The sequence below is a fragment of the uncultured Bacillus sp. genome (genome assembly GCF_958411575.1).
GTDB lineage: Bacteria > Bacillota > Bacilli > Bacillales > Bacillaceae > Bacillus > Bacillus spizizenii.
The window spans coordinates 122,608-146,646 of the sequence record NZ_CATYRA010000002.1; the positions used below are offsets into that span (position 1 = coordinate 122,608).

The 24,039-nt window shown below is 46.5% G+C and carries 2 protein-coding genes (1 of these 2 only partly in view); both read left to right on the forward strand.

The window, feature by feature from the left end:
- Complete coding sequence (locus tag Q5C82_RS04430) at positions 1-15,141, forward strand: non-ribosomal peptide synthetase (RefSeq protein ID WP_003221057.1); 15,141 nt, start codon at positions 1-3, stop codon at positions 15,139-15,141.
- Positions 15,125-24,039 carry the 5' portion of a type I polyketide synthase gene (locus Q5C82_RS04435; RefSeq protein ID WP_079996366.1) on the forward strand. It continues 4,774 nt past the right edge of the window, so the window shows 8,915 of its 13,689 coding nt (coding positions 1-8,915); the start codon lies at positions 15,125-15,127; its stop codon lies off the right edge, out of view. Before Q5C82_RS04430 ends, Q5C82_RS04435 begins: the two co-directional genes overlap by 17 nt.

Genomic DNA, 24,039 nt, shown 5'->3' on the forward strand with positions numbered 1-24,039 from the left:
ATGAGAAATAATGATAATACCCGCAATTTAGCTAATCCTTCTGTCAGCTATGGTGAGACTTTACATATATCTGAAGAGCAGCCGGCAACGATACCTGAAGTTTTATACAGAACGGCTGCGGAGCTTGGGGATACAAAGGGAATCATTTATTTGCAGCCGGATGGAAGTGAAGTGTACCAATCATATGGACGATTGTGGAATGATGCGTTGCGTATCGTGAAGGGACTTCGCCAATCAGGCCTGAAAGCAAAACAAAATGTGATTTTGCAGCTTGGCGACAATTCACAGCTTCTCCCTGCATTCTGGGGGTGTGTTTTAGCAGGAATTGTTCCGGCTCCGTTAGCCGTTCCGCCGACATATGCTGAATCGAGCAGCGGGACTCAAAGGCTGAAAGACGCATGGATGCTTCTTGATAAGCCAGCGGTGCTTACGGATCGGGACATGCACCAGGAAATGCTCGATTGGGCAAAAGAGCAAGACCTTGAAGGATTCCGTGCAATTGCTGTAGAGGATCTGCTCAGTGCTGAAGCGGAGACGGATTGGCATCAATCCAGTCCTGAAGACTTGGCGCTTTTATTGCTGACTTCAGGCAGTACGGGAACGCCCAAAGCAGTTATGCTAAATCATCGAAACATTATGAGTATGGTGAAAGGGATTATTCAAATGCAAGGCTTCACCAGAGAAGATATCACGTTTAACTGGATGCCGTTTGATCATGTAGGAGGCATCGGGATGCTGCATTTGCGGGATGTCTATCTTGGCTGCCAAGAAATTAACGTCTCAAGTGAAACGATCTTAATGGAGCCGCTGAAATGGCTGGATTGGATTGATCATTACCGTGCCTCTGTTACGTGGGCGCCGAATTTTGCGTTCGGTCTGGTCACTGATTTTGCAGAAGAAATGAAAAATAGGAAATGGGATCTGTCTTCAATGCGTTACATGCTCAATGGCGGTGAAGCAATGGTAGCCAAGGTAGGGCGCAGAATGCTTGAGCTTTTAGAACCTTATGGACTGCCTGCTGATGCCATCCGACCTGCATGGGGAATGTCCGAAACTTCATCGGGCGTTATTTTTTCCCATGAGTTTACCCGGGCTGCAACAAGTGATGATGACCATTTTGTTGAAATAGGTTCTCCAATTCCTGGATTCTCTATGAGAATAGTGAATGACCATAATGAAGTGGTTGAAGAAGGCGAGATTGGCCGTTTTCAAGTCTCTGGTCTTTCCGTTACAAGCGGTTATTACCGGCACCCGGATTTAAATGAGAGTGTGTTTACAGAAGATGGATGGTTTGAAACCGGAGATCTTGGCTTTTTGCGAAATGGGCGCTTAACCATAACGGGGCGCACGAAAGATGCAATTATCATTAACGGTATTAATTATTACAGTCATGCGATTGAGTCCGCTGTTGAAGAATTACCGGTCATCGAAACTTCTTATACTGCTGCCTGCGCAGTCCGCGTGGATCAGAATTCAACAGATCAGCTGGCTATCTTCTTTGTTGCTTCCGCAAAAATGAATGATGAGCAGATGTCTCAGCTTCTTAGAAACATACAATCCCATGTCTCACAGGTGATCGGAGTCACCCCAGAATATTTGCTGCCGGTCCAAAAAGAAGAGATTCCGAAAACGGCTATCGGAAAGATTCAGCGCACCCAGCTGAAAACTTCATTTGAAAATGGTGAGTTCGACTACTTGCTTCATAAATCCAACCGGATAAACGGTGCGGTTCAGGACGGGGAGATACAGCAAGCAGACCATGCGAAAAGAATAAGGGAAGAGATACAGGGACACCTGCTCACCTGTTTGACTAAGGAGCTGCACGTTTCCCGCGATTGGGTGGTGCCAAATGCAACTATCCAGAGCCTTGGTGTGAATTCTATCAAGATGATGAAGCTTATTCGTTCGGTCGAGAAAAAATACCGTATCAAACTGAGAGCCAGAGAGATACATAAGTATCCTACAATTGAACGCTTGGCTCACTATCTATCTGAACATGAAGACATCAGCAGCTTGTCTGCTGGCAGGCAAGGTACTGACACATCTAAAACGGAACCGGAAAAGAGTCAGGCATCTTTTCAGTCCCTATCTGAGGTTCAAAAAGGATTATGGACATTGCAAAAAATGTCACCTGAAAAAAGTGCTTATCACGTACCTCTCTGTTTTCGATTTTCGTCAGGGCTTCACCTTGAAACATTACAGCAGGCTTTCAGCCTTGTATTGAATCAGCACCCGATCTTAAAGCACGTCATCCAAGAGAAAGATGGAGTGCCATTTCTAAAAAATGAGCCAGCGATCTCACTTGAAATTAAGACAGAAGACATTTCTAGTTTGAAAGAGTCTGCCATTCCTTCTTTTCTTAGAAAGAAAGCAAAGGAACCGTTTGTAAAGGAAAACAGCCCATTAGTGCGTGTCATGAGTTTTTCCAGATCTGAACAAGAGGATTTTTTGCTTATTGTCATTCACCATATGATTTTTGACGGAGTTTCGTCCGTCACATTTATACACAGTCTGTTTGACAGCTATAAGCTCCTTTTAGAAGGGCAGCATCCGGAAATAGCAGTTTCTCCTGCCATGTATCATGATTTCGCGGCATGGGAGCAGAACATGCTAGTGGGAGAAGACGGCGCGAAGCATCGTTCATACTGGCAGAAACAGCTATCGGGAACTTTGCCGAACCTTCAGCTGCCTAAGGTAAGCACTAGTTCAGCCGGTTCTGAGTTTGAAGAGGATACATACACCCGGCAGCTGTCCAGCGGCTTCATGAATCGGGTGAGGACGTTTGCGAAAGAGCATTCTGTGAATGTTTCGACAGTATTTTTGAGCTGCTATATGGTGTTGCTTGGCCGTTATACCGGCCAAAAGGAACAGATTGTCGGCATACCGGCGATGGTGAGGCCGGAAGAAAGATTTGATGCTTCCATTGGACATTTTCTCAATATGCTCCCGATTCGGAGTGAGCTGAACCCGGCAGACACTTTTTCTGAATTTATTTCAAAATTGCAATTAACGATGTTGGATGGGCTTGATCATGCAGCTTATCCTTTCCCGAAAATGGTGAGGGATTTGAATGCTCCTCGCAGCCAAACGGGTTCACCAATATTTCAAACCGCTTTTTTCTATCAGAATTTTCTTCAATCTGGAAGCTATCAAAACTTGTTGAGCCGCTATGATGACTTCTTTTCTGTCGATTTCATTGAGCGTATTCATCAAGAGGGAGAATACGAACTAGTATTTGAACTGTGGGAAACAGAAGAAAAAATGGAGCTGAACATCAAATACGATACTACGCTGTTTGATGCAGTTTCTATATCCGCGATGTTCGATCATTTTGTTTATGTAACAGAACAGGCGATGTTGAATCCTTCTCAGCCTTTAAAAGAGTATTCTTTATTACCTGAAGCAGAGGAGCAGATGATTCTCAAAACATGGAACGCCACTGACAAAACGTATCCATATACATGTTTTCATGAATTATTTGAGCAGCAGGCGAAAAAGACACCTGATAGAGCAGCTGTCAGCTATGAAGATCAAACATTGACGTATCGGGAGCTCGATGAAAGAAGTACACAGCTGGCCATTTATTTGCAGGCGCATGGAGTGGGACCTGACCGTCTGGCGGGAATCTATGTGGATCGATCGCTCGATATGCTGTTGGGCTTATTAGCGATTCTTAAGGCAGGAGGAGCATATGTGCCGTTAGATCCGTCCTATCCGGCTGAGCGACTGGAATACATGCTGGAGGACAGTGAAGTATCCATTACGCTGACGACATCAGAATTAGTAAATATGTTGAATTGGAACGGTATTAAGACTGCTCTGTTAGATCAAGACTCGGATGAGATTGCACAAACAGCCTCTGATCGAAAAGTGCTTACACGCACTGTCACGCCGGAACACTTGGCATATGTCATTTATACATCCGGCAGCACAGGACAGCCAAAAGGCGTCATGATACCGCATAAAGCTTTGACAAATTTTCTCGTTTCAATGGGAGAAACACCGGGTCTTTCGCCAGAGGATAAAATGCTCGCTGTCACAACCTATTGTTTCGATATCGCAGCTCTGGAGCTATATTTGCCTTTGATAAAGGGCGCACACTGCCATATTTGTCATACGGAGCATACAAAAGACGTTGAAAAATTGAAACAGGACATCCAAACGATCAAACCGACAGTGATGCAGGCAACACCTGCTACATGGAAGATGCTCTTTTATTCAGGCTGGGAAAATGAAGAGAGAGTGAAAATTCTATGCGGAGGCGAAGCTTTGCCTGAGACGTTAAAACGATATTTCTTACATACGGGCAGCGAAGCCTGGAATATGTTCGGGCCAACCGAAACAACAATCTGGTCAGCGGTTCAGCGCATTAACGAAGAATGCTCTCATGCCACGATAGGAAGGCCAATCGCCAATACACAAATGTATATTACGGATTCTATGCTTGTTCCAGTACCGGCTGGAGTCCCGGGAGAGCTTTGCATTGCAGGAGACGGCGTGGCGAAGGGCTATTACAAAAAGCAAGAATTAACGAATTCGAAATTCATTGACAGCCCTTTTGAGCCTGGATCGAAGCTTTATAGAACAGGAGACATGGCGCGCTGGCTTCCGGGAGGACGAATTGAATATATAGGCCGTATCGATAATCAAGTGAAAATACGCGGATTCCGTATTGAACTTGGCGATATTGAAAGCAGGCTCAGTGAGCATCCCGGCATTCAGGAATGCGTTGTGGTTGCAGCTAAAGAGAATGGAATGGATAAGCTTGCTGCCTATTATACAGCTAAACATGCAAATGCTTCTCTTGCGGCAAGGGAGCTGCGTCATTATGTAAAAGATGTTTTGCCTGCCTATATGGTGCCTTCTTATTTTATTCAGCTTGACCATATGCCGTTAACACCGAACGGAAAAATAGACAGAAACAGTCTTAAAAATAACGAACTTACAGCGAAGCAGCCAAAGCAAAGGGAGATCTCTCCTAAGAACATTCAGGATGCTGTTTTCACCATTTGGCAGGATGTGCTGAAAATGACTGACATTGAATGGGAAGACGGATTTTTCGATGTGGGCGGGGATTCGCTTCTAGCGGTTACTGTTGCTGACCGCATCAAACATGAACTAACCTGTGAGTTTTCTGTCACAGACCTGTTTGAGTATTCAACGATCAAAAATATCAGCCAATACATCACTGAACAACGGAAGGCTGATACAAGTGGCCCGATGCCGACAGAACCGGCAGCTCATATAGATCAGTCCACCCAGATGAACGATCTCCCAGATTATTATGAGGATAGTGTTGCGATTATTGGCATATCGTGTGAATTTCCAGGGGCGAAAAACCATGATGAGTTTTGGGAGAACCTCAGAGACGGCAAGGAAAGCATTACGTTTTATAGTAAAGAAGAGCTTCAGCGTTTTGGCATTTCAGAGGAGATGGCGGAGAATGCCAGCTATGTCCCGGCTAAATCTTCAATTGATGGGAAAGACAAATTTGACCCAAGCTTCTTTCAAATCTCTCCTAAAGACGCTGAATTTATGGACCCGCAGTTTCGGATGCTGCTGACTCACTCGTGGAAAGCAATAGAAGATGCCGGTTATGCTGCGACACAGATTCCGCAAACCAGTGTTTTTATGTCGGCAAGCAATAATTCTTATCGCGCACTGCTGCCGTCAGATACAACAGAGAGTCTGGAAACGCCGGATGGCTATGTCTCGTGGGTGCTCGCGCAGAGCGGGACGATTCCGACAATGATTTCTCATAAGCTCGGACTGAAAGGGCCAAGCTATTTCGTCCATGCCAACTGTTCATCGTCCTTGATTGGATTGCATACTGCCTATAAAAGCCTGCTGTCAGGTGAATCTGCTTATGCTTTAGTTGGCGGTGCAACGCTGCATACCGAGTCAAATATCGGATATATGCATCAGCCGGGTCTGAATTTTTCGAGCGACGGACATATTAAAGCTTTTGACGCTTCAGCTGACGGAATGATAGGCGGTGAGGGTGTTGCCGTAGTATTGCTGAAAAAAGCGGCTGATGCTGTGAAAGACGGGGATCATATCTATGCTTTGCTGAGAGGCATAGGTGTAAATAACGATGGCGCCGACAAAGTCGGTTTTTATGCTCCTAGTGTCAAAGGCCAGGCTGACGTGGTGCAAAAGGTCATGAATCAAACGAAGATACAGCCTGAATCCATCTGCTATGTGGAAGCGCACGGAACCGGAACAAAGCTGGGAGATCCAATCGAGCTGGCGGCTTTAACGAACGTTTACAGGCAATATACAAATAAAACGCAATATTGCGGCATTGGATCGGTGAAAACCAATATCGGACATTTAGATACGGCCGCCGGTCTGGCTGGCTGCATTAAGGTCGTGATGAGTCTTTATCATCAGGAGCTTGCACCGAGCATCAATTATAAGGAGCCGAATCCAAATACAGACTTAGCCAACTCTCCTTTTTACATCGTTGATCAAAAGAAAACGTTAAGCCGTGATATCAAAACGCACAGGGCTGCACTTAGCTCGTTCGGGCTTGGCGGGACAAACACTCATGCGATTTTCGAACAGTACAAAAGGGATTCAGATAAGAAAAAGATAGAAGGGGCCTGCATCATACCGATCTCGGCGAAAAATAAGGAGAGGCTGCAAGAGTATGTAAAAGACATTCTTGCCTATTTAGAAAGAAAAGGGCTTGAGACCGGCCAGCTGCCTGATTTTGCGTATACCCTTCAGGTCGGGCGGGAAGCGATGGAGTATCGCGTTGCCTTTACTGCCGATCATGTGAATGAGTTAAAACAGAAGCTCACAGATTTTATCTATGGAAAAAAAGCGATTGAAGGTTGTTTTCAAGGAAGTAAGCACAATGACAGGGAGATTTCATGGCTGACGGAGGACGAGGATAGCGCGGAACTGATCCGTAAGTGGATGGCTAAAGGAAAAGTGAACAAGCTGGCGGAAATTTGGAGCAAGGGAGCACATATGGATTGGATGCAGCTTTACAAAGGTGAGCGCCCATGCAGAATGAGTCTGCCGACATATCCATTTGCAAAGGAACGATACTGGCCATCGCAGGATGACCGCAAGCCGTCGGTTCAGATATCCGCAAATCAGACAGAGGCCGGTTCCATTCATCCGCTGCTCCATCAGAATACATCTGATTTTTCTGAACAGAAATTCAGTTCGGTTTTCACTGGTGAGGAATTCTTTCTGAGAGACCATATGGTAAGAGGAAAGCCGGTGCTCCCAGGTGTTGCGTACCTTGAAATGGCGCACGCGGCTATCAAGCAGGCGACAGGAAGTAATAATGGTCAAGGGGTCAGAATCAGATTGAATCATACAGTCTGGGTTCAGCCTGTTGTGGTTGACGAACATTCGGCTCAAGTGGATATCGGTCTCTTTCCTGAAGAAGATGGGAAAATCACTTTTGACATTTACAGTACACAGGAAGAAGGGGCCGACCCGGTTATTCATAGTCAAGGCAGTGCGGAGCTGGTATCTGCCGTCGAAACACCGGTCGTAGATCTGGATGAAATTTCAAGCCGCTGCGGCAAAAGAAAGATGTCACCTGATCAATTCTACGAAGAAGGCAGAAGCAGAGGGATGTTCCATGGTTCGGCCTTCCAAGGAATTAAAAATGTGGATATAGGAAACAGAGAGGTTTTGGCGCAGCTGCAGCTTCCAGAAAACGTTTCTGGAACGAGTGAACAGTTTGTGCTGCACCCGTGTATCATGGACTCCGCCTTGCAGACGGCAACAATATGCATCATGCAGGAATTGACGGATCAAAAGCTGATTTTACCATTTGCGCTTGAACAGCTTGAGGTGATTAAAGGATGTTCGTCTTCTATGTGGGCTTATGCTCGCTTAAGTGACAGACATCACTCGGGGGATATTGTTCAGAAAGCGGATATCGATGTCATTGACGAGAGCGGAGACGTATGTGTCAGGATCAAAGGGTTCTCGACGAGAGTATTGGAAGGGGAGGTTCCTTCATCAAAACCTTCATCACGGCATGAACGCTTAATGCTCGAGCCGGTATGGGGAGAACAGAAAGGCGGATTTGTGGACGAAGACCTTTCATTCGCAGAGCATATCGTTGTTCTCTTTGAAACTGAACGAAGTGTCACAGACAGCCTTGCCTCAAACATGAAGGATGCCCGAGTCATTACTCTGTATGAAGCTGAAGGGCATATTGCAGAACGTTATCAGTTTTACGCACAGAACGTGTTTGAGCTCATACAAAGAAAGGTCCGTGAGCATTCTGCTGGCCGTATCATCATTCAAGCCATCGTTCCACTGAAAAAAGAGAAACAATTGTTTACCGGTGTTTCCGGTCTGCTTAAAACAGCTGAATTAGAGTTCAGCAAACTGACAGCTCAGGTCATCGAGATCGAGAAACCTGCAGAGATGAATGACCTTCATCTCAAGCTGAAAGACGACAGCCGGAGGCCTGTAGATAAACAGATTCGATATGAGGCTGGAAACCGTTTTGTAAAAGGCTGGCGGGAAATGGCGCTCCTTTCCGCTGATGAGCTTCATATGCCGTGGAGAGAGAATGGCGTTTATCTAATCACAGGCGGAGCCGGAAGCTTAGGCCTTCTGTTTGCAAAGGAAATTGCCAATCGATCCGTTCGATCGACCATTGTGCTGACGGGACGATCTATTTTAAGTGAGCGTAAGGAAAATGAACTGGAGACTCTTCGAAGCATGGGGGCGGAGGTCTTCTATCGAGAAGCTGATGTAAGTGATCAGAGGGCGGTTCGGCGTCTCATGGAGGACATCAAAGAAAAGCATGGCACTCTTAACGGAATCATTCACGGTGCAGGCAGCATTAAAGATCAATTCATCGTTCATAAAACGAATGAAGAGTTTCTAGAAGTGTTACAGCCAAAAGTGAGCGGGTTGTTACATGTAGACGAATGCAGCAAGGATTTTCCATTGGACTTTTTCATTTTATTCTCATCTGTTTCCGGATGTTTAGGAAACGCTGGACAAGCTGATTATGCCGCAGCCAATACGTTTATGGATGCATTTGCTGCATACCGCAGTTCTCTTGTGGCATCCAAGAAGCGATTCGGCTCAACCATTTCCTTTAACTGGCCGTTATGGAAAGAAGGCGGTATGCAAGTCGGCGCTGAAGTTGAGCAGAGGATGCTGAAAACGATGGGAATGGTTCCGATGCCAACAGATAGCGCCTTGAAAGCATTTTATCAAGGAATAGCGTCTGAAAAGTCACAAGTTTTTGTGATGGAAGGGCAGCTTCAGAAAATGAAGCAAAAACTGCTTTCTGCAGGAGAGAAAGCCAAACGGCACGATCAGAGAAACGTGAATCAGGATCACGGACAAACCCGAAAATTGGAAGCGTCTTTGATTCAAATGGTTGGCGAGATTTTAAAGGTAAAAACTGATGATATTGATGTCAGTACAGAGCTGAGTGAGTACGGATTCGATTCGGTTACATTCACTGTCTTTACAAACAAGATCAACGAGGCATATCAATTGGAGCTAACGCCGACCATTTTCTTTGAGTATGGAAGCATCCAAAGCTTGGCTGAATATGTAATTGCGGCGTATCCGGGAGAATTGAATCTAGATGCTGATGTTAATGACACAGATGAAAGGTCAAGCTCATTGCACAGTTTAAACAGCCTGAGGGCATCATTAGGCAACATGATCAGTGCGATTTTAAAAGTAGATAGTGAAGATATTGATGTCAATACAGAGCTAAGTGAATACGGATTTGATTCGGTAACATTTACGGTCTTTGCAAACAAGATCAACGAGGCATATCAATTGGAGCTAACGCCGACCATTTTCTTTGAGTATGGAAGCATCCAAAGCTTGGCTGGATATTTGATAGATCAATATGAGGAAACTTTTGTTCAGGAGAGCGAAAAATCAGAGGGGCAAGAAGAGTTACAGCCAATATCCTCTGAAGTCCCGAAAATGACAGCGCGAAGAAAGCACCGCTTCCAACAGCCTGTTATTGCAAAAGAAGAAAGAAACAATAATCAGGCTGCCGATTTTGAGCCGATTGCAATTGTCGGCATCAGCGGCCGATTCCCTGGTGCTATGGATATAGATGAATTTTGGAAAAACCTAGAGGAAGGTAAAGACAGCATCACAGAAGTTCCAAAAGATCGATGGGATTGGCGGGAGCATTATGGAAACCCTGACACTGAGGTCAATAAAACCGACATCAAATGGGGCGGGTTTATTGATGGTGTCGCAGAGTTTGATCCGTTGTTTTTTGGTATTTCGCCGCGAGAAGCCAATTATGTAGACCCTCAGCAACGTCTGTTAATGACGTATGTGTGGAAGGCGCTAGAAGATGCGGGCTGCTCGCCGCAAAGCCTTTCGGGTACAGGGACGGGTATCTTTATCGGTACAGGAAACACTGGTTACAAAGACCTGTTCCATAGAGCGAATCTTCCAATTGAAGGCCATGCGGCTACAGGTCAAATGATCCCTTCGGTTGGCCCGAATAGAATGAGTTATTTTTTAAATATCCACGGTCCGAGCGAGCCAGTCGAAACAGCTTGTTCCAGCTCTCTTGTAGCCATTCACCGTGCTGTGACCGCGATGCAAAGCGGCAATTGTGAGATGGCGATCGCAGGAGGCGTGAATACGATCCTAACCGAAGAGGCGCACATTAGCTACAGTAAAGCTGGTATGCTCAGCAAAGATGGCAGGTGTAAAACCTTCTCCGCCGATGCGAATGGTTATGTCAGAGGCGAAGGTGTAGGAATGGTCATGCTGAAAAAGCTGGCAGATGCCGAGCGCGACGGGAATCACATTTACGGCGTTATTCGGGGGACGGCGGAAAATCACGGCGGAAGAGCCAATACCCTCACATCACCTAATCCGAAAGCACAAGCTGATCTGTTAGTGCGTGCATACCGCCAAGCAGGCATAGATCCAAGCACGGTCACATATATCGAAGCGCATGGAACGGGGACGGAATTGGGGGATCCAATTGAAATAAACGGGCTGAAAGCCGCGTTTAGGAAATTATCCAATAAGAGAGGCGGCAGCCAGCCGGACATTCCGGATCACCGTTGCGGCATCGGCTCAGTTAAAAGCAATATCGGCCATTTGGAGCTTGCCGCAGGTATCTCAGGTCTGATCAAAGTGCTGCTGCAAATGAAGCATAAAACGTTAGTGAAAAGCCTGCATTGCGAGACGCTTAATCCTTATCTTCAGCTGGCTGACAGTCCGTTTTACATCGTTCAGGAAAAACAGGAATGGAAGGCTGTCACAGATCGTGACGGAAACGAGCTTCCGCGCCGCGCGGGAGTCAGTTCGTTTGGGATTGGCGGAGTAAACGCACATATTGTGATTGAAGAATATATGCCAAAAGGCAATTCAGAACAAACGGCACCAGAACAGCCAAACGTGATTGTGCTGTCAGCTAAAAATAAAAACAGGCTAATGGATCGTGCTTCGCAATTACTGGAGGCGATTCGCAAGCAAAAATATACAGATAAAGATTTGCACCGCATCGCTTTCACCCTGCAAGTTGGACGAGAAGAAATGGACGAGCGTCTGGCGTGTATTGCGGGGACGGTACAGGAACTTGAAGAGAAACTGCAGACATTTGTTGACGGTAAGGAAGAAACTGAAGCATTCTTCCGGGGACAGTCGAATCGAAATAAAGAAACCCAGGCCATTTTTACAGAAGATGAGGATATGGCAATGGCAATTGATGCTTGGATCAGAAAAAGAAAATACGCTAAACTTGCTGATTTATGGGTCAAAGGCGTGGCGATCCAGTGGAATACATTATACGGCGAGACCAAACCGCGCCTGATCAGTCTCCCTTCATATCCATTTGCAAAGGATCGCTATTGGGTACCGGCAAAGGGACATTTAGAACCGGACAAGAAAGAACTAGTTGATGCTAGGGAAAAGCGCACCGCATGTTTTTTGACAAAACAATGGAGTTTGAGCCCGTCTGGCTCAACAGTGCCAGTGACACGAACGGTTGCCATCCTGAGCAATCAAGAGACAGCAGATTTGGCAGCTGAAGTGTCTACGTATTTTCCAAACCATCTTATATTAGATGTGAGCCGGATAGACTGGTACCAATCAGACATTGATTGGAAAGAGTTTGATGGCCTAGTGGATGTCATCGGCTGCGGTGAAGATGATAAAGACCAGCTGGATTGGATTGAATGGGTGCAAAGATTGGTTGAATTCGGGCATAAAGAGGGGCTCAGGCTGCTTTGTGTCACGAAGGGGCTTGAATCGTTTCAAAACACATTCGTCCGAATGGCAGGCGCCTCACGAGCTGGTTTGTATCGGATGCTTCAAAGCGAGTACAGCCACCTTACATCAAGACATATGGATGCAGAGGAGGTTATTGATCATCATCGTCTCGCGAAGCAGATCGCTGATGAATTTTATTCAGATTCTCATGATACGGAGATTTGCTACAGAGGCGGTTTGCGGTATCAGGCTTTTCTAAAAGCGTATTCTGAAACAGGTGAGGGAGCCGAACAAAGGATGGCCTTCCCGAAAGATCATGTGCTTTTCATTACAGGCGGGACACGAGGCATTGGACTATTATGTGCCCGGCATTTTGCGGAGCACTATGGAGTGAAAAAGCTGGTGCTGACAGGGCGAGAGCAGCTTCCACCGCGAGAGGAGTGGGCTCATTTTGAGACATCAAACACATCCGCGGCAGAGAAAATTCAGGCAGTGCGGGAGCTGGAAGCGCAGGGTGTGCAAGTGCAAATGCTGTCGCTTACGTTATCTGATGATGCTCAGGTTGAGCAAACGCTGCAACATATCAGGCAAACAATAGGGCCGATTGGCGGTGTCATTCATTGTGCAGGTCTGACCGATATGGATACGCTGGCATTCATCCGAAAAACTCCTGATGATATTCAGCGGGTGCTGGAGCCTAAAGTGGCTGGGCTGACAACGCTATATCGCCACGTGTGTAACGAGCCATTACAGTTTTTTGTATTATTTTCTTCTGTTTCAGCCATTATTCCTCAGCTTTCAGCGGGACAAGCTGACTACGCTATGGCCAATAGCTATATGGATTATTTTGCGGAAGCACATCAGGAAAATGCGCCGATTATCAGTGTTCAGTGGCCGAATTGGAAAGAAACCGGTATGGGCGAAGTGACAAATGATGCATATCGAGAAAGCGGCTTGCTGAGCATTACGAATTCAGAGGGCTTACGTTTTTTAGATCAAATCTTATCAAAAACGCTCGAACCGGTTGTTCTCCCTGCAGTGGTGAATCAAACAAATTGGGAGCCGGAGCTACTGATGAAGCGGAGGAAACGGCATGAGGACGGTTTGCGGGAATCGACTTTGCAGAGCCTGCTGGCCAAAGATAACGAAGGGGTCGATGCAACTCCCAAAAGTGAGGGGCTATTATCTGAAACACAGTTCTGGCTTATTGATTTGTTTTCCGAAGAGCTGAGAATTGATCGTGAAGATTTTGAGATTGACGGATTATTTCAAGATTATGGTGTGGATTCGATCATTTTGGCGCAGGTGCTTCAACATATAAACCGCAAATTAGAAACAGCGCTCGATCCATCTATTCTATATGAATACCCGACAATTCAAAGATTCGCAGATTGGCTGATCGGCTCTTATTCCGAAACGCTGTCTGCTCTATTCGGAGGCGGGATATCGGGTATATCAGCACCTTTGGAGAACAAAATGGAAGCAGGCGTATCTCCCCCTGCGAAGGAGCGTGCTCCTGCTGCGCAGATACAAGCGCCGACGACTCTTTCACCGAGCCCTCATGCTGAAGATATTGCCGTTGTCGGGCTATCTTGCCGCTTTCCGGGAGCAGATACGCTGGAAACCTATTGGTCGTTATTATCTGAGGGACGTTCGTCAATCGCTCCGGTTCCGGCAGAGCGCTGGGGCTGTAAAACCCCATACTATGCCGGCATGATTGAGGACGTCAGCCATTTTGACTCTGATTTCTTTCTGCTTCATGAAGAAGACGTAAGAGCGATGGACCCGCAAGCATTACTCGTATTGGAAGAGTGTCTGAAGCTTCTGTATCACGCCGGATATACACCAGAGGAAATAAAGGGGAAGCCTGTCGGCGTTTATATTGGAGGCAGAAGCCAGCACAAACCTGATGAAGAGAGTCTTGATCATGCTAAGAATCCGATCGTGACAGTCGGCCAAAATTATTTAGCGGCTAATATTTCACAGTTTTTTGATGTCCGCGGCCCGAGTGTTGTAGTAGACACAGCCTGTTCGTCAGCTTTGGTCGGCATGAATATGGCCATTCAAGCTCTGCGTAGCGGTGATATACAATCTGCCTTAGTCGGCGGCGTCAGCTTGCTGAGCTCAGATGTCTCTCACAGACTGTTCGACCGGCGCGGCATTTTAAGCAAACATTCATCCTTCCATGTGTTTGATGAGCGTGCTGATGGAGTTGTGTTGGGTGAAGGCGTCGGAATGGTCATGTTAAAAACGGTAAAACAGGCGATGGAAGATGGGGATACCATATATGCTGTCGTGAAAGCGGCCTCGGTCAATAACGACGGAAGAACGGCAGGGCCGGCCACACCTAATCTGGAGGCGCAAAAGGAAGTCATGAAAGACGCGCTTACCAAAAGCGGAAAAAAACCAGAGGACATTAGCTATCTTGAAGCAAACGGGTCAGGTTCAATGGTAACCGATCTGCTTGAACTGAAAGCGATCCAATCGGTGTACCGTTCCGATCACTCATCGCCTCTTTCTCTCGGCTCAATCAAGCCGAACATCGGGCATCCGCTATGTGCTGAAGGGATCGCCAGCTTTATTAAGGTTGTACTGATGCTGAAAGAGCGACGCTTTGTCCCATTTTTATCAGGTGAAAAAGAGATGGCGCATTTCGATCAACAGAAAGCAAATATCACGTTCACCCGCACGCTGGAAAAATGGAGAGATTCGCGGCCTGCGGCGGCCATTAACTGTTTTGCCGATGGGGGGACGAATGCTCATGTCATCGTAGAGGGGTGGGTAGAAGATGAAAAACGCGCCAGCAAGCGCAGTCCAATATCGCCTCCTCAATTAAAGAAACGGGCGTTTTCGCCCGGCGAGTCAAAGCCGGAAGCGGAGACCTTAAAAGTGGATGCGGCAAACATATGGGATACTTATGAGGTGGAGGTCTAACGTGAAAAATATAACGAAACAACTCACATTATCGTTAAAAAACCCGTTTATTTATCACCATGTGGTTTACGGACAAAATGTCCTGCCGGGATTAGCATATATTGATATGATCTACCAGATATTCAGAGAACACGGCTACGCTTGCTCAGAGCTTCAACTGCGGAATTTATCCATCTATCAGCCGCTGACTGTGGGACAGAATGCGGTGATCGTTCTCGATGTCCAATGTACGGAGAAAAAAGAAGGAAAGTGGCAAATCACAGCCAAAGGCTTTGAAAAACGTGGCGGGAAGAAAGCTTCAGAAGAAAAGCTCTATATGAAGGCTGACATGCACGCCCACTCCCTGGCCGTATTTGAAGAAACACTGGATCTTAATCAGATGAAAGCAGCTGCGCAGAACGTTGTTCAGCTTGATGATGTATATGAACAATGCAGACATCAGGAGTTAGTGCACAGTGAATATATGAAAGCCAGCGGTTACATCTATGAAGAGGAAGACGGCGTCCTTCTTGATCTTTCTCTCGGTTCGGAAGCCATGCATCACGCAGAAGGCTTTATGTTTCATCCGACTCTCGTAGACGGGAGTGGTGTGGGTGCCAACAATTTGCTCACATCTTTGCTTAAAGGAGAACAGAGGCTGTATTTGCCCCTGTTCTATGAATCTTTTTCCGCTTCAGCACTTTTGCAGACACATTGCATGACGAGAATTAAGCGCTCCTCCGTCCGGCAGGAAAAAGAGCTGATTTATGTAACACTTGAATTTTTCAACGCTTCGGGAGAAAAAGTGGCTGAAGTGAAAAACTTCACAAGCAAACTAGTGCGTGAAGCAGAGCTGATTAGCGGAAAGCAACAGGAGGTAGAGGTGAAACAAGAGACGGGGAAGGACGCAGCCGGGCATACTCAAGCTGCTGACACCGTATCTTCATCTGGCAGTATGGGGGCCTATGGCGAGGCTGAACAGTTCGTAAGCCAATTAATCGCAGACAAAATAAATAAGCCGATCGAACAGATTGAAAAGCAAGTCGGCTATTACCAAATGGGACTGAATTCATCAGGCTTGCTTGAAGTGGTAGAAACCATTAGTGACAAGATCGGTGAGAGCCTTTCGCCGACTCTCTTGTTTGAGCATACCACCATTGCCGAATTGTCAGCGTTTCTTGCCGAGGAATATATCGAGCATTTTAGTGCCGCTGGTTCCCTTGATCAAAATGAAAGAGAGTACGTCTCCGATAGCATAATCGGCGATAAGGCTGCCGAAGGCCGGAAGACAAGCGGACCTGCTGACTTTTCTCATATTGCACCTTCTGAGACATCAGGCGACATTGCGATTATCGGCTTGGCGGGCAGGTATCCGAAGGCAAACAATATTCATGAATTTTGGAACAATCTGAAAGCGGGCGAGGATTGCATTAGTGAGATTCCTGAGTCGCGCTGGGATTGGCGGCGCTTTGAAGGAATCACATCTCCTTCGGGTAAGGACATTTCTAAATGGGGCGGATTTATTGATGATCCAGACTGCTTCGATCCTCAATTTTTTAGAATCACGCCGAGAGAAGCAGAGACCATGGACCCTCAGGAGCGACTGTTTTTAGAAACCTGCTGGGAAACGATTGAGGATGCAGGCTACACGCCGAAGACTTTGGCCAAGCCTAAAGGACGGAACAAAAGGCAGCATGTAGGCGTTTTTGCGGGTGTCATGCATAAGGATTATACATTAGTCGGCGCTAAAGAAGCATCCGCGGAAAATGTGTTTCCTCTCTCGCTCAACTATGCGCAAATCGCCAACCGTGTATCTTACTTTTGTAATTTCCACGGCCCGAGCATGGCAGTCGATACAGTATGCTCCTCATCTCTGACTGCTGTACATCTGGCGTTGGAAAGCATTCGCCACGGTGAGTGTGATGTCGCGTTAGCAGGCGGAGTGAACCTGTCGCTGCATCCTAATAAATATATGACATACGGGGTCTGGGATATGTTTTCCACTGACGGGCACTGCCGTACATTTGGCAAGGATGGAGACGGTTATGTGCCGGCTGAAGGAATCGGTGCGGTTTTATTAAAGCCATTGCGCCAAGCAGAGAAAGATGGAGATCGCATTTATGCAGTGATTAAAGGAAGTGCTGTGAATCATGTGGGCACTGTAAGCGGCATTTCAGTGCCGAGTCCAGTTTCTCAAGCTGATTTGATTGAGGCATGCTTAGAGAAAACGGGAATTGACCCGCGGACGATCAGTTATGTAGAAGCACACGGAACCGGTACGTCCTTAGGAGATCCGATCGAATTACAGGGGTTGATGAAAGCATTCCGCCAATATACACAGGATCGGCAGTTCTGTTCGATCGGTTCTGTTAAATCGAACATCGGGCATGCTGAATCCGCCGCGGGTATCAGCGGTTTAAGCAAGGTTGCCCTTCAGCTTCACCATCAAACTCTCGTGCCTTCTTTACATTCAGAAGAACTGAATCCGTACGTGGATTTTGATAAGTCTCCATTTTATGTACAACATGAAACAGAAACGTGGAAGCAGCCTGTTATCAAGGAGAAAGAGGAAGACATCCTTTATCCGCGCCGGGCTGGTATCAGTTCCTTCGGGGCGACCGGTTCAAACGCACATATTATCCTTGAGGAATACATTCCTCAAACAGCGGAGCCATTGCCATTAGATTCTGACATGCCCGCTGTTATCCCGCTTTCTGCCCGTAATCAAGAACGTCTTCGTGTATATGCAAAACGTCTCTTAGAGTTTCTTCACGATGGGATTCAGATTCGAGATTTGGCTTATACATTGCAGGTAGGTCGTGAACCTATGGAAGAGCGGGTTGCTTTTGTAGCAGCCGGATTTCAAGAATTATCAGGTCAATTGAAGGCTTTTGCAGAAGGGCAAGAATCCATTCATCATTGCTGGATGGGCCGAATATCAAGAGGAAGCGATTTATCGCTTTCTGCCGAAACGGTACATAAATTGTTGGAGCAAAGAAATCTCAATCAGATTGCGGAGGAGTGGGTGAACGGATCTGAGGTTGACTGGTTACTTTTTTACGAAGAAAAGAAACCAAAACGGATCAGCTTGCCGACATACCCTTTTGAGAAAGTGCGTTATTGGGTGCCAAAAGCTGAGGCGGCGACTGATCGTTCTAAGCAGGAAGGACACATCCTACATCCTCTTCTGCATCAAAATGTGTCCGACATGTCGGGAGTCCGCTTTCGTTCAGCGTTCACCGGACGTGAATTTTTCTTAAAGGACCATGTCATTAATGGCGAGCGGGTTTTACCCGGTGCGGCTTTATTGGAAATGGTACGGGCGGCTGTGGAAAAGGCAGCTGCAGATCAGTTCCCGACAGGATTCCGGCTCCGGAATATCGTCTGGGTTCGGCCGTTTGCCGTTACAGAACAGCAAGCGGACATACACATACGTTTATATCCTGAGGACAATGGTGAGATTGCATTCGAAATCTGCCAAGAGCCTGAAAGCGCAGAGAAGGCGCCTGTTGTATATGGACAAGGGAGTGCAGTGCCTTGTGTGGCTGATGAACCTCGGGTAATAAACATTGAAGAACTGAAGGCAAATGGTAATGAGCGGATTTTATCACCTTCTGATTGTTACGAGGCTTATGAAGAAATGGGCATTCATTATGGTGACAGCCACAGAGCGATCGACAGCATATATACCGGCGAAAACGGAGTTCTTGCGAAATTGACGATGCCTCCTGTGATCTCCGACACGGTAGACCATTATGTCCTGCATCCAAGCATGATAGATTCGGCATTTCAAGCATCTATCGGTTTGAGGCTGGGAAGCGATATGCGTTTAGCAGACAGAAAGGCCATGCTGCCATTTGCATTACAGGATGTCCAAATCTTCAAAGGCTGCGAGGCGTCTATGTGGGCGCGGATCACATACAGCGAGGGCAGTGGAGCTGAGGATCGCATGCAGAAGCTTGATATCGATTTATGCAATGAAGAGGGGCAGGTTTGTGTGCGAATGAAGGGCTATTCTGCAAGAGTGTTAGAAGACACAGAAAATCCTTCAGAGACAATTGACACGCTGCTGTTTGAACACGTTTGGGAAGAACATGCTCCTGCCGAGAAGCAAGGGTTTATAGCATACGAGACACATAAAGTCGTTATCTGTGATTTTGGAGGACAAATGGAAAACATCCGAAATGATCTTGACTGTACAGTCCTGCATCATCATACAGCGGCAATTGATGAACGGTTTAAAGCATACGCCGTACAGTTATTTGAAGAAATCAAACAGCTGCTGCACTCAAAAACCGGGGGACATACATTCATTCAAGTGGCGGTGCCTGCGTTGAACGAGCCGCAGCTATTAAGCGGCTTAACCGGACTGCTCAAAACGGCTGAACTGGAAAATCCCAAACTGACGGGACAGCTGATTGAATTAGATACCGGGATGTCTGCTAGTGACCTATACAAAATATTGGAAGAAAACAGACGCTGTCCTCTTGACACACATATCCGCTACTGGCAAGGAAAACGGTCTGTAAGCAAATGGAAAGAAACGTCTGGTGAGCACCTAAGTGCTGACATGCCATGGAAGGATAAAGGAGTTTATCTGATGACAGGCGGTGCAGGCGGCCTTGGCTTCATCTTTGCAAATGAAATCGCAAACCAAACGAATGATGCTGTTATGATCCTGACTGGTCGCTCTCCTCTCGATGAAAGGAAGCAGGTGATGCTTCAAGAGCTACAGAAACTTGGCGTCCGAGTGGTTTACAGGCAAGCGGATCTGACAGAGAAACGAGCTGTTGATGCCTTAATAGAAGAGATCGAAAATGATTACGGCGGCTTGGACGGCATTATCCACAGCGCCGGTATGATAAAAGATAATTTCATTATGAAGAAAACGAAAGAAGAAGTTCAAACCGTGCTCGCTCCAAAGGTAGCCGGCCTGATTCATCTTGATGAAGCAACGAAAGATATTCCGCTCGACTTTTTTATCCTTTTTTCCTCAGGTGCAGGAGCAGTGGGAAGTGCGGGACAGGCTGATTATGCAATGGCGAATGCATTTATGAATGCATTCAGCGAATATCGAAATGGTCAAGCAGCGCTGCACAAACGTTACGGAAAAACACTTTCGGTGTGCTGGCCGCTGTGGAAAGACGGGGGCATGCGTATTGATGCTGAAACTGCGAGGATGCTGACAAAAGAAACAGGCATGGTAGCCATGGAAACAAGGCGAGGGATTCAGGCGCTATATCATAGCTGGGTGTTAGGAAAGCCGCAAATATTAGTGGCTTCCGGTGTAGCCAATCGGATACGTGCATTTTTATATGAAACGGGACATGGTCAAGACCGATCTCACAATATGAAGAATAGAAATGTCAATCAGGATACGGAAAGAGCCGACATTGTCCTGGAAGTCGATGAAGAGACATTGAGAGAAAAAGCGGAAAATTACGTGAAACAAGTGCTTTCTTCGGTTATCAAGCTGCCGGTCGGCCAGATTGATGCTGAAGCTCCTCTCGAGGATTACGGGATCGATTCTATTATGATCATGCACGTAACGGGTCAATTAGAAAAAGTATTTGGATCTTTGTCCAAGACATTGTTCTTTGAGTACCAGGATATTCGGTCATTAACCTGGTATTTTACTGATTCCCACCGAGAAAAGCTGCTGGACATCCTGAAAATTGAAACAGACAAACCTTCTGCTGCGGAAAATAGAAAAACAGATTCAGAGCGTGAAAAAAGAGAAATCTCTGTTGCTCCAAGAAAGTCCCAATCCTTTTCTTTTCAAGAAAAAGGGCAGAAGCAGCCAAGAGAAAAGGAAGCAGAGGAAATTGCAATCATCGGTATATCAGGGCGCTATCCTGAGGCAGACAACATCTATGAATTGTGGGAAAACCTGAGGGACGGACGAGACTGTATTACGGAAATTCCTGAAGATCGCTGGGATCATAGTCTCTATTATGATGAAGATAAGGATAAGGCTGGAAAAACCTACAGCAAGTGGGGCGGCTTCATGAAAGATGTAGACAAGTTTGATCCGCAGTTTTTCCATATTTCGCCGCGTGAAGCAAAATTAATGGACCCTCAAGAGCGTCTATTTTTGCAGTGTGTGTATGAAACGATGGAAGACGCAGGATATACAAGGGAGCATCTTGGCCGTAAGCGTAATTCGGAGCTTGGCGGGAGCGTCGGAGTGTACGTCGGGGTCATGTACGAAGAATACCAGCTGTACGGAGCGCAAGAGCAGGTGCGCGGCAGGTCTCTGGCGTTAACAGGGAATCCATCATCCATTGCGAACCGGGTATCTTATTATTTTGATTTTCATGGGCCGAGTATTGCTTTGGATACCATGTGTTCTTCTTCCTTAACTGCTATTCATTTGGCCTGCCAAAGCTTGAAGAGCGGAGAGTGTGAGGCGGCATTCGTGGGCGGCGTGAATGTTTCAATCCACCCAAATAAGTATTTGATGCTTGGGCAGAACAAATTTATGTCCAGCAAAGGCCGATGTGAAAGCTTCGGAGAGGGTGGAGACGGTTATGTGCCGGGTGAAGGCGTTGGAGCAGTTCTTCTTAAGCCACTGTCTAAAGCCGTTGAAGACGGCGATCACATATATGGAATTATTAAGGGGACAGCCATTAACCACGGAGGAAAAACAAACGGTTATTCAGTTCCCAACCCGAACGCCCAAGCAGGTGTGATCAAAAAGGCGTTTGTGGAAGCAAAGGTTGACCCGCGGGCAGTCAGTTATATTGAAGCGCACGGCACGGGAACGTCTCTCGGAGATCCTATTGAAATGACAGGGCTGTCCAAAGTGTTTACGCAACAAACGAATGACAAACAATTTTGTGCAATAGGCTCAGCCAAATCAAATATCGGGCACTGTGAGAGTGCGGCAGGTATCGCAGGATTAACGAAGGTATTGCTCCAAATGAAAAACAGGCAACTGGCACCTTCCCTACATTCAAACGTGTTGAACCCGAATATTGATTTCCTTAACTCACCGTTTAAAGTACAGCAAGAGCTAGAAGAATGGAAGAGGCCGATCATTTCTGTCAATGGTAAAGACATCGAATATCCGAGAATCGCAGGCATCTCTTCATTTGGCGCTGGGGGAGTTAACGCCCATATTTTAATAGAAGAGTATGTTCCGGAACCTGAGCAGGAACGTTCCCTAGCAGGGAAACAGCCGGCTGTCATTGTGCTCTCAGCAAAAAATGAGGAAAAACTTCAGAAACGGGCGGAACGATTGCTGCATGCCATTCGTGAGCAAAGATATGCTGAAGCAGATTTGCACCGAATCGCCTATACGCTGCAAGTCGGACGTGAAGCGATGAATGATCGCCTGGCGTTCGTTGTTGAAACGATGCAGGAACTTGAAGAAAAGTTGAATGAATGTGTCTCCGGAACAGAAGATCGTGAATCTGTTTATCGAGGACAAGTGAAACGCAACAAAGATTCCATTGCTGCTTTTGCCGCTGACGAAGATATGTCAAAAACAATCGAGGCATGGATGAAAAAAGGAAAATACGCGAAGGTTTTAGACCTTTGGGTAAGAGGCTTGCGTATCGACTGGAGCACGCTTTATCAGGATCAAAAACCGCGGCGCATCAGTCTACCTGCCTATCCTTTTGCAAGAGATCGCTATTGGATAGAAGTTAATGCAACAAAGGCTGAGGAAAAAAGAACGATGGATCCACCTGCTGAGGTACAGCCTGTCATACAAAAGCCGTCTATAGTGAGAGAAGCCAGCGGCAAGCCTGCCAATATCACGCTACAGCCTTTAACGGCCAATCAGGGTCGTTTGCAGCATACAGCCTCTCTGGTTCCATCAAATACAGAAACAGAAACGATCTCGGCGGAAAAATTGTGCGATGCACTGACGGCGAGCTTAGCGGAAGTGCTGTACATGGAACAAAACGAGGTTGACCCAGACGAAGCATTCATAGATATCGGAATGGATTCGATTACAGGACTCGAATGGATAAAATCAATAAATAAACAGTATGGGACATCACTAAATGTTACCAAGGTTTATGATTATCCGACAACACGTGATTTTGCTGTTTACTTAGCACATGAGTTAAGCACACAAGCCGGAGAGAAAACAGAAGAAAGCGAAGCCCCGAAGCAAACGGGGACGTACGCACCGATGAAACAGAAAACAGCAGCACTTGCTGCTAAACCGGACAATATCTCCCTGCAGCCGTTAGAGCATCATCAGCCGTTACAGGAAGAACCTGCAGCAACTATTCAATATGCAGCAGCTCAAATATCCGCATCAAGCCAAAATACTAGGGCAATTGAAACGCTGTATGAAGAATTGAGGGGAAGCATAGCAGACGTGTTATTCATGGAGCCGCATGAGGTGGATATTGACGAAGCATTCATAGATGTCGGAATGGACTCGATTACCGGGCTCGAATGGATAAAAGCTGTGAATAAGCAGTATGGCACGTCCTTTTCAGTCACCAAAATGTATGATTATCCAACGATACAAGATTTTGCCGAGATGCTAAAGTCTGAGCTTGGAACTTATCTCGATAGAAAACAAGAATTGACAGAACAGAATGATTCCATTGAAGCTATTAAACAGCCGGCCGCACTGTCTAAGGCAGAGCCGTCAGAGCGTCCGCTTCAGTCTGTTCAATATCCAATAAAGAAAGAACATGAGAAGAAACCTGCCCCTATTCATCAAGATCGGGAGGATGCGATAGCCATTGTCGGGATGTCGGGAAGGTACCCGGGCGCAAGTAATGTAAGAGAGTATTGGGATAACCTCGTTCATGCGAGAAATGCTATTCGGGACATTCCAACATCACGGTGGGATGTAGATCAGTACTATGATCCTGCCCTCAACAAAAAAGGAAAAGTCTATTGCAAATCAATGGGGATGCTTGATGGTATTGAACATTTTGATCCGTTGTT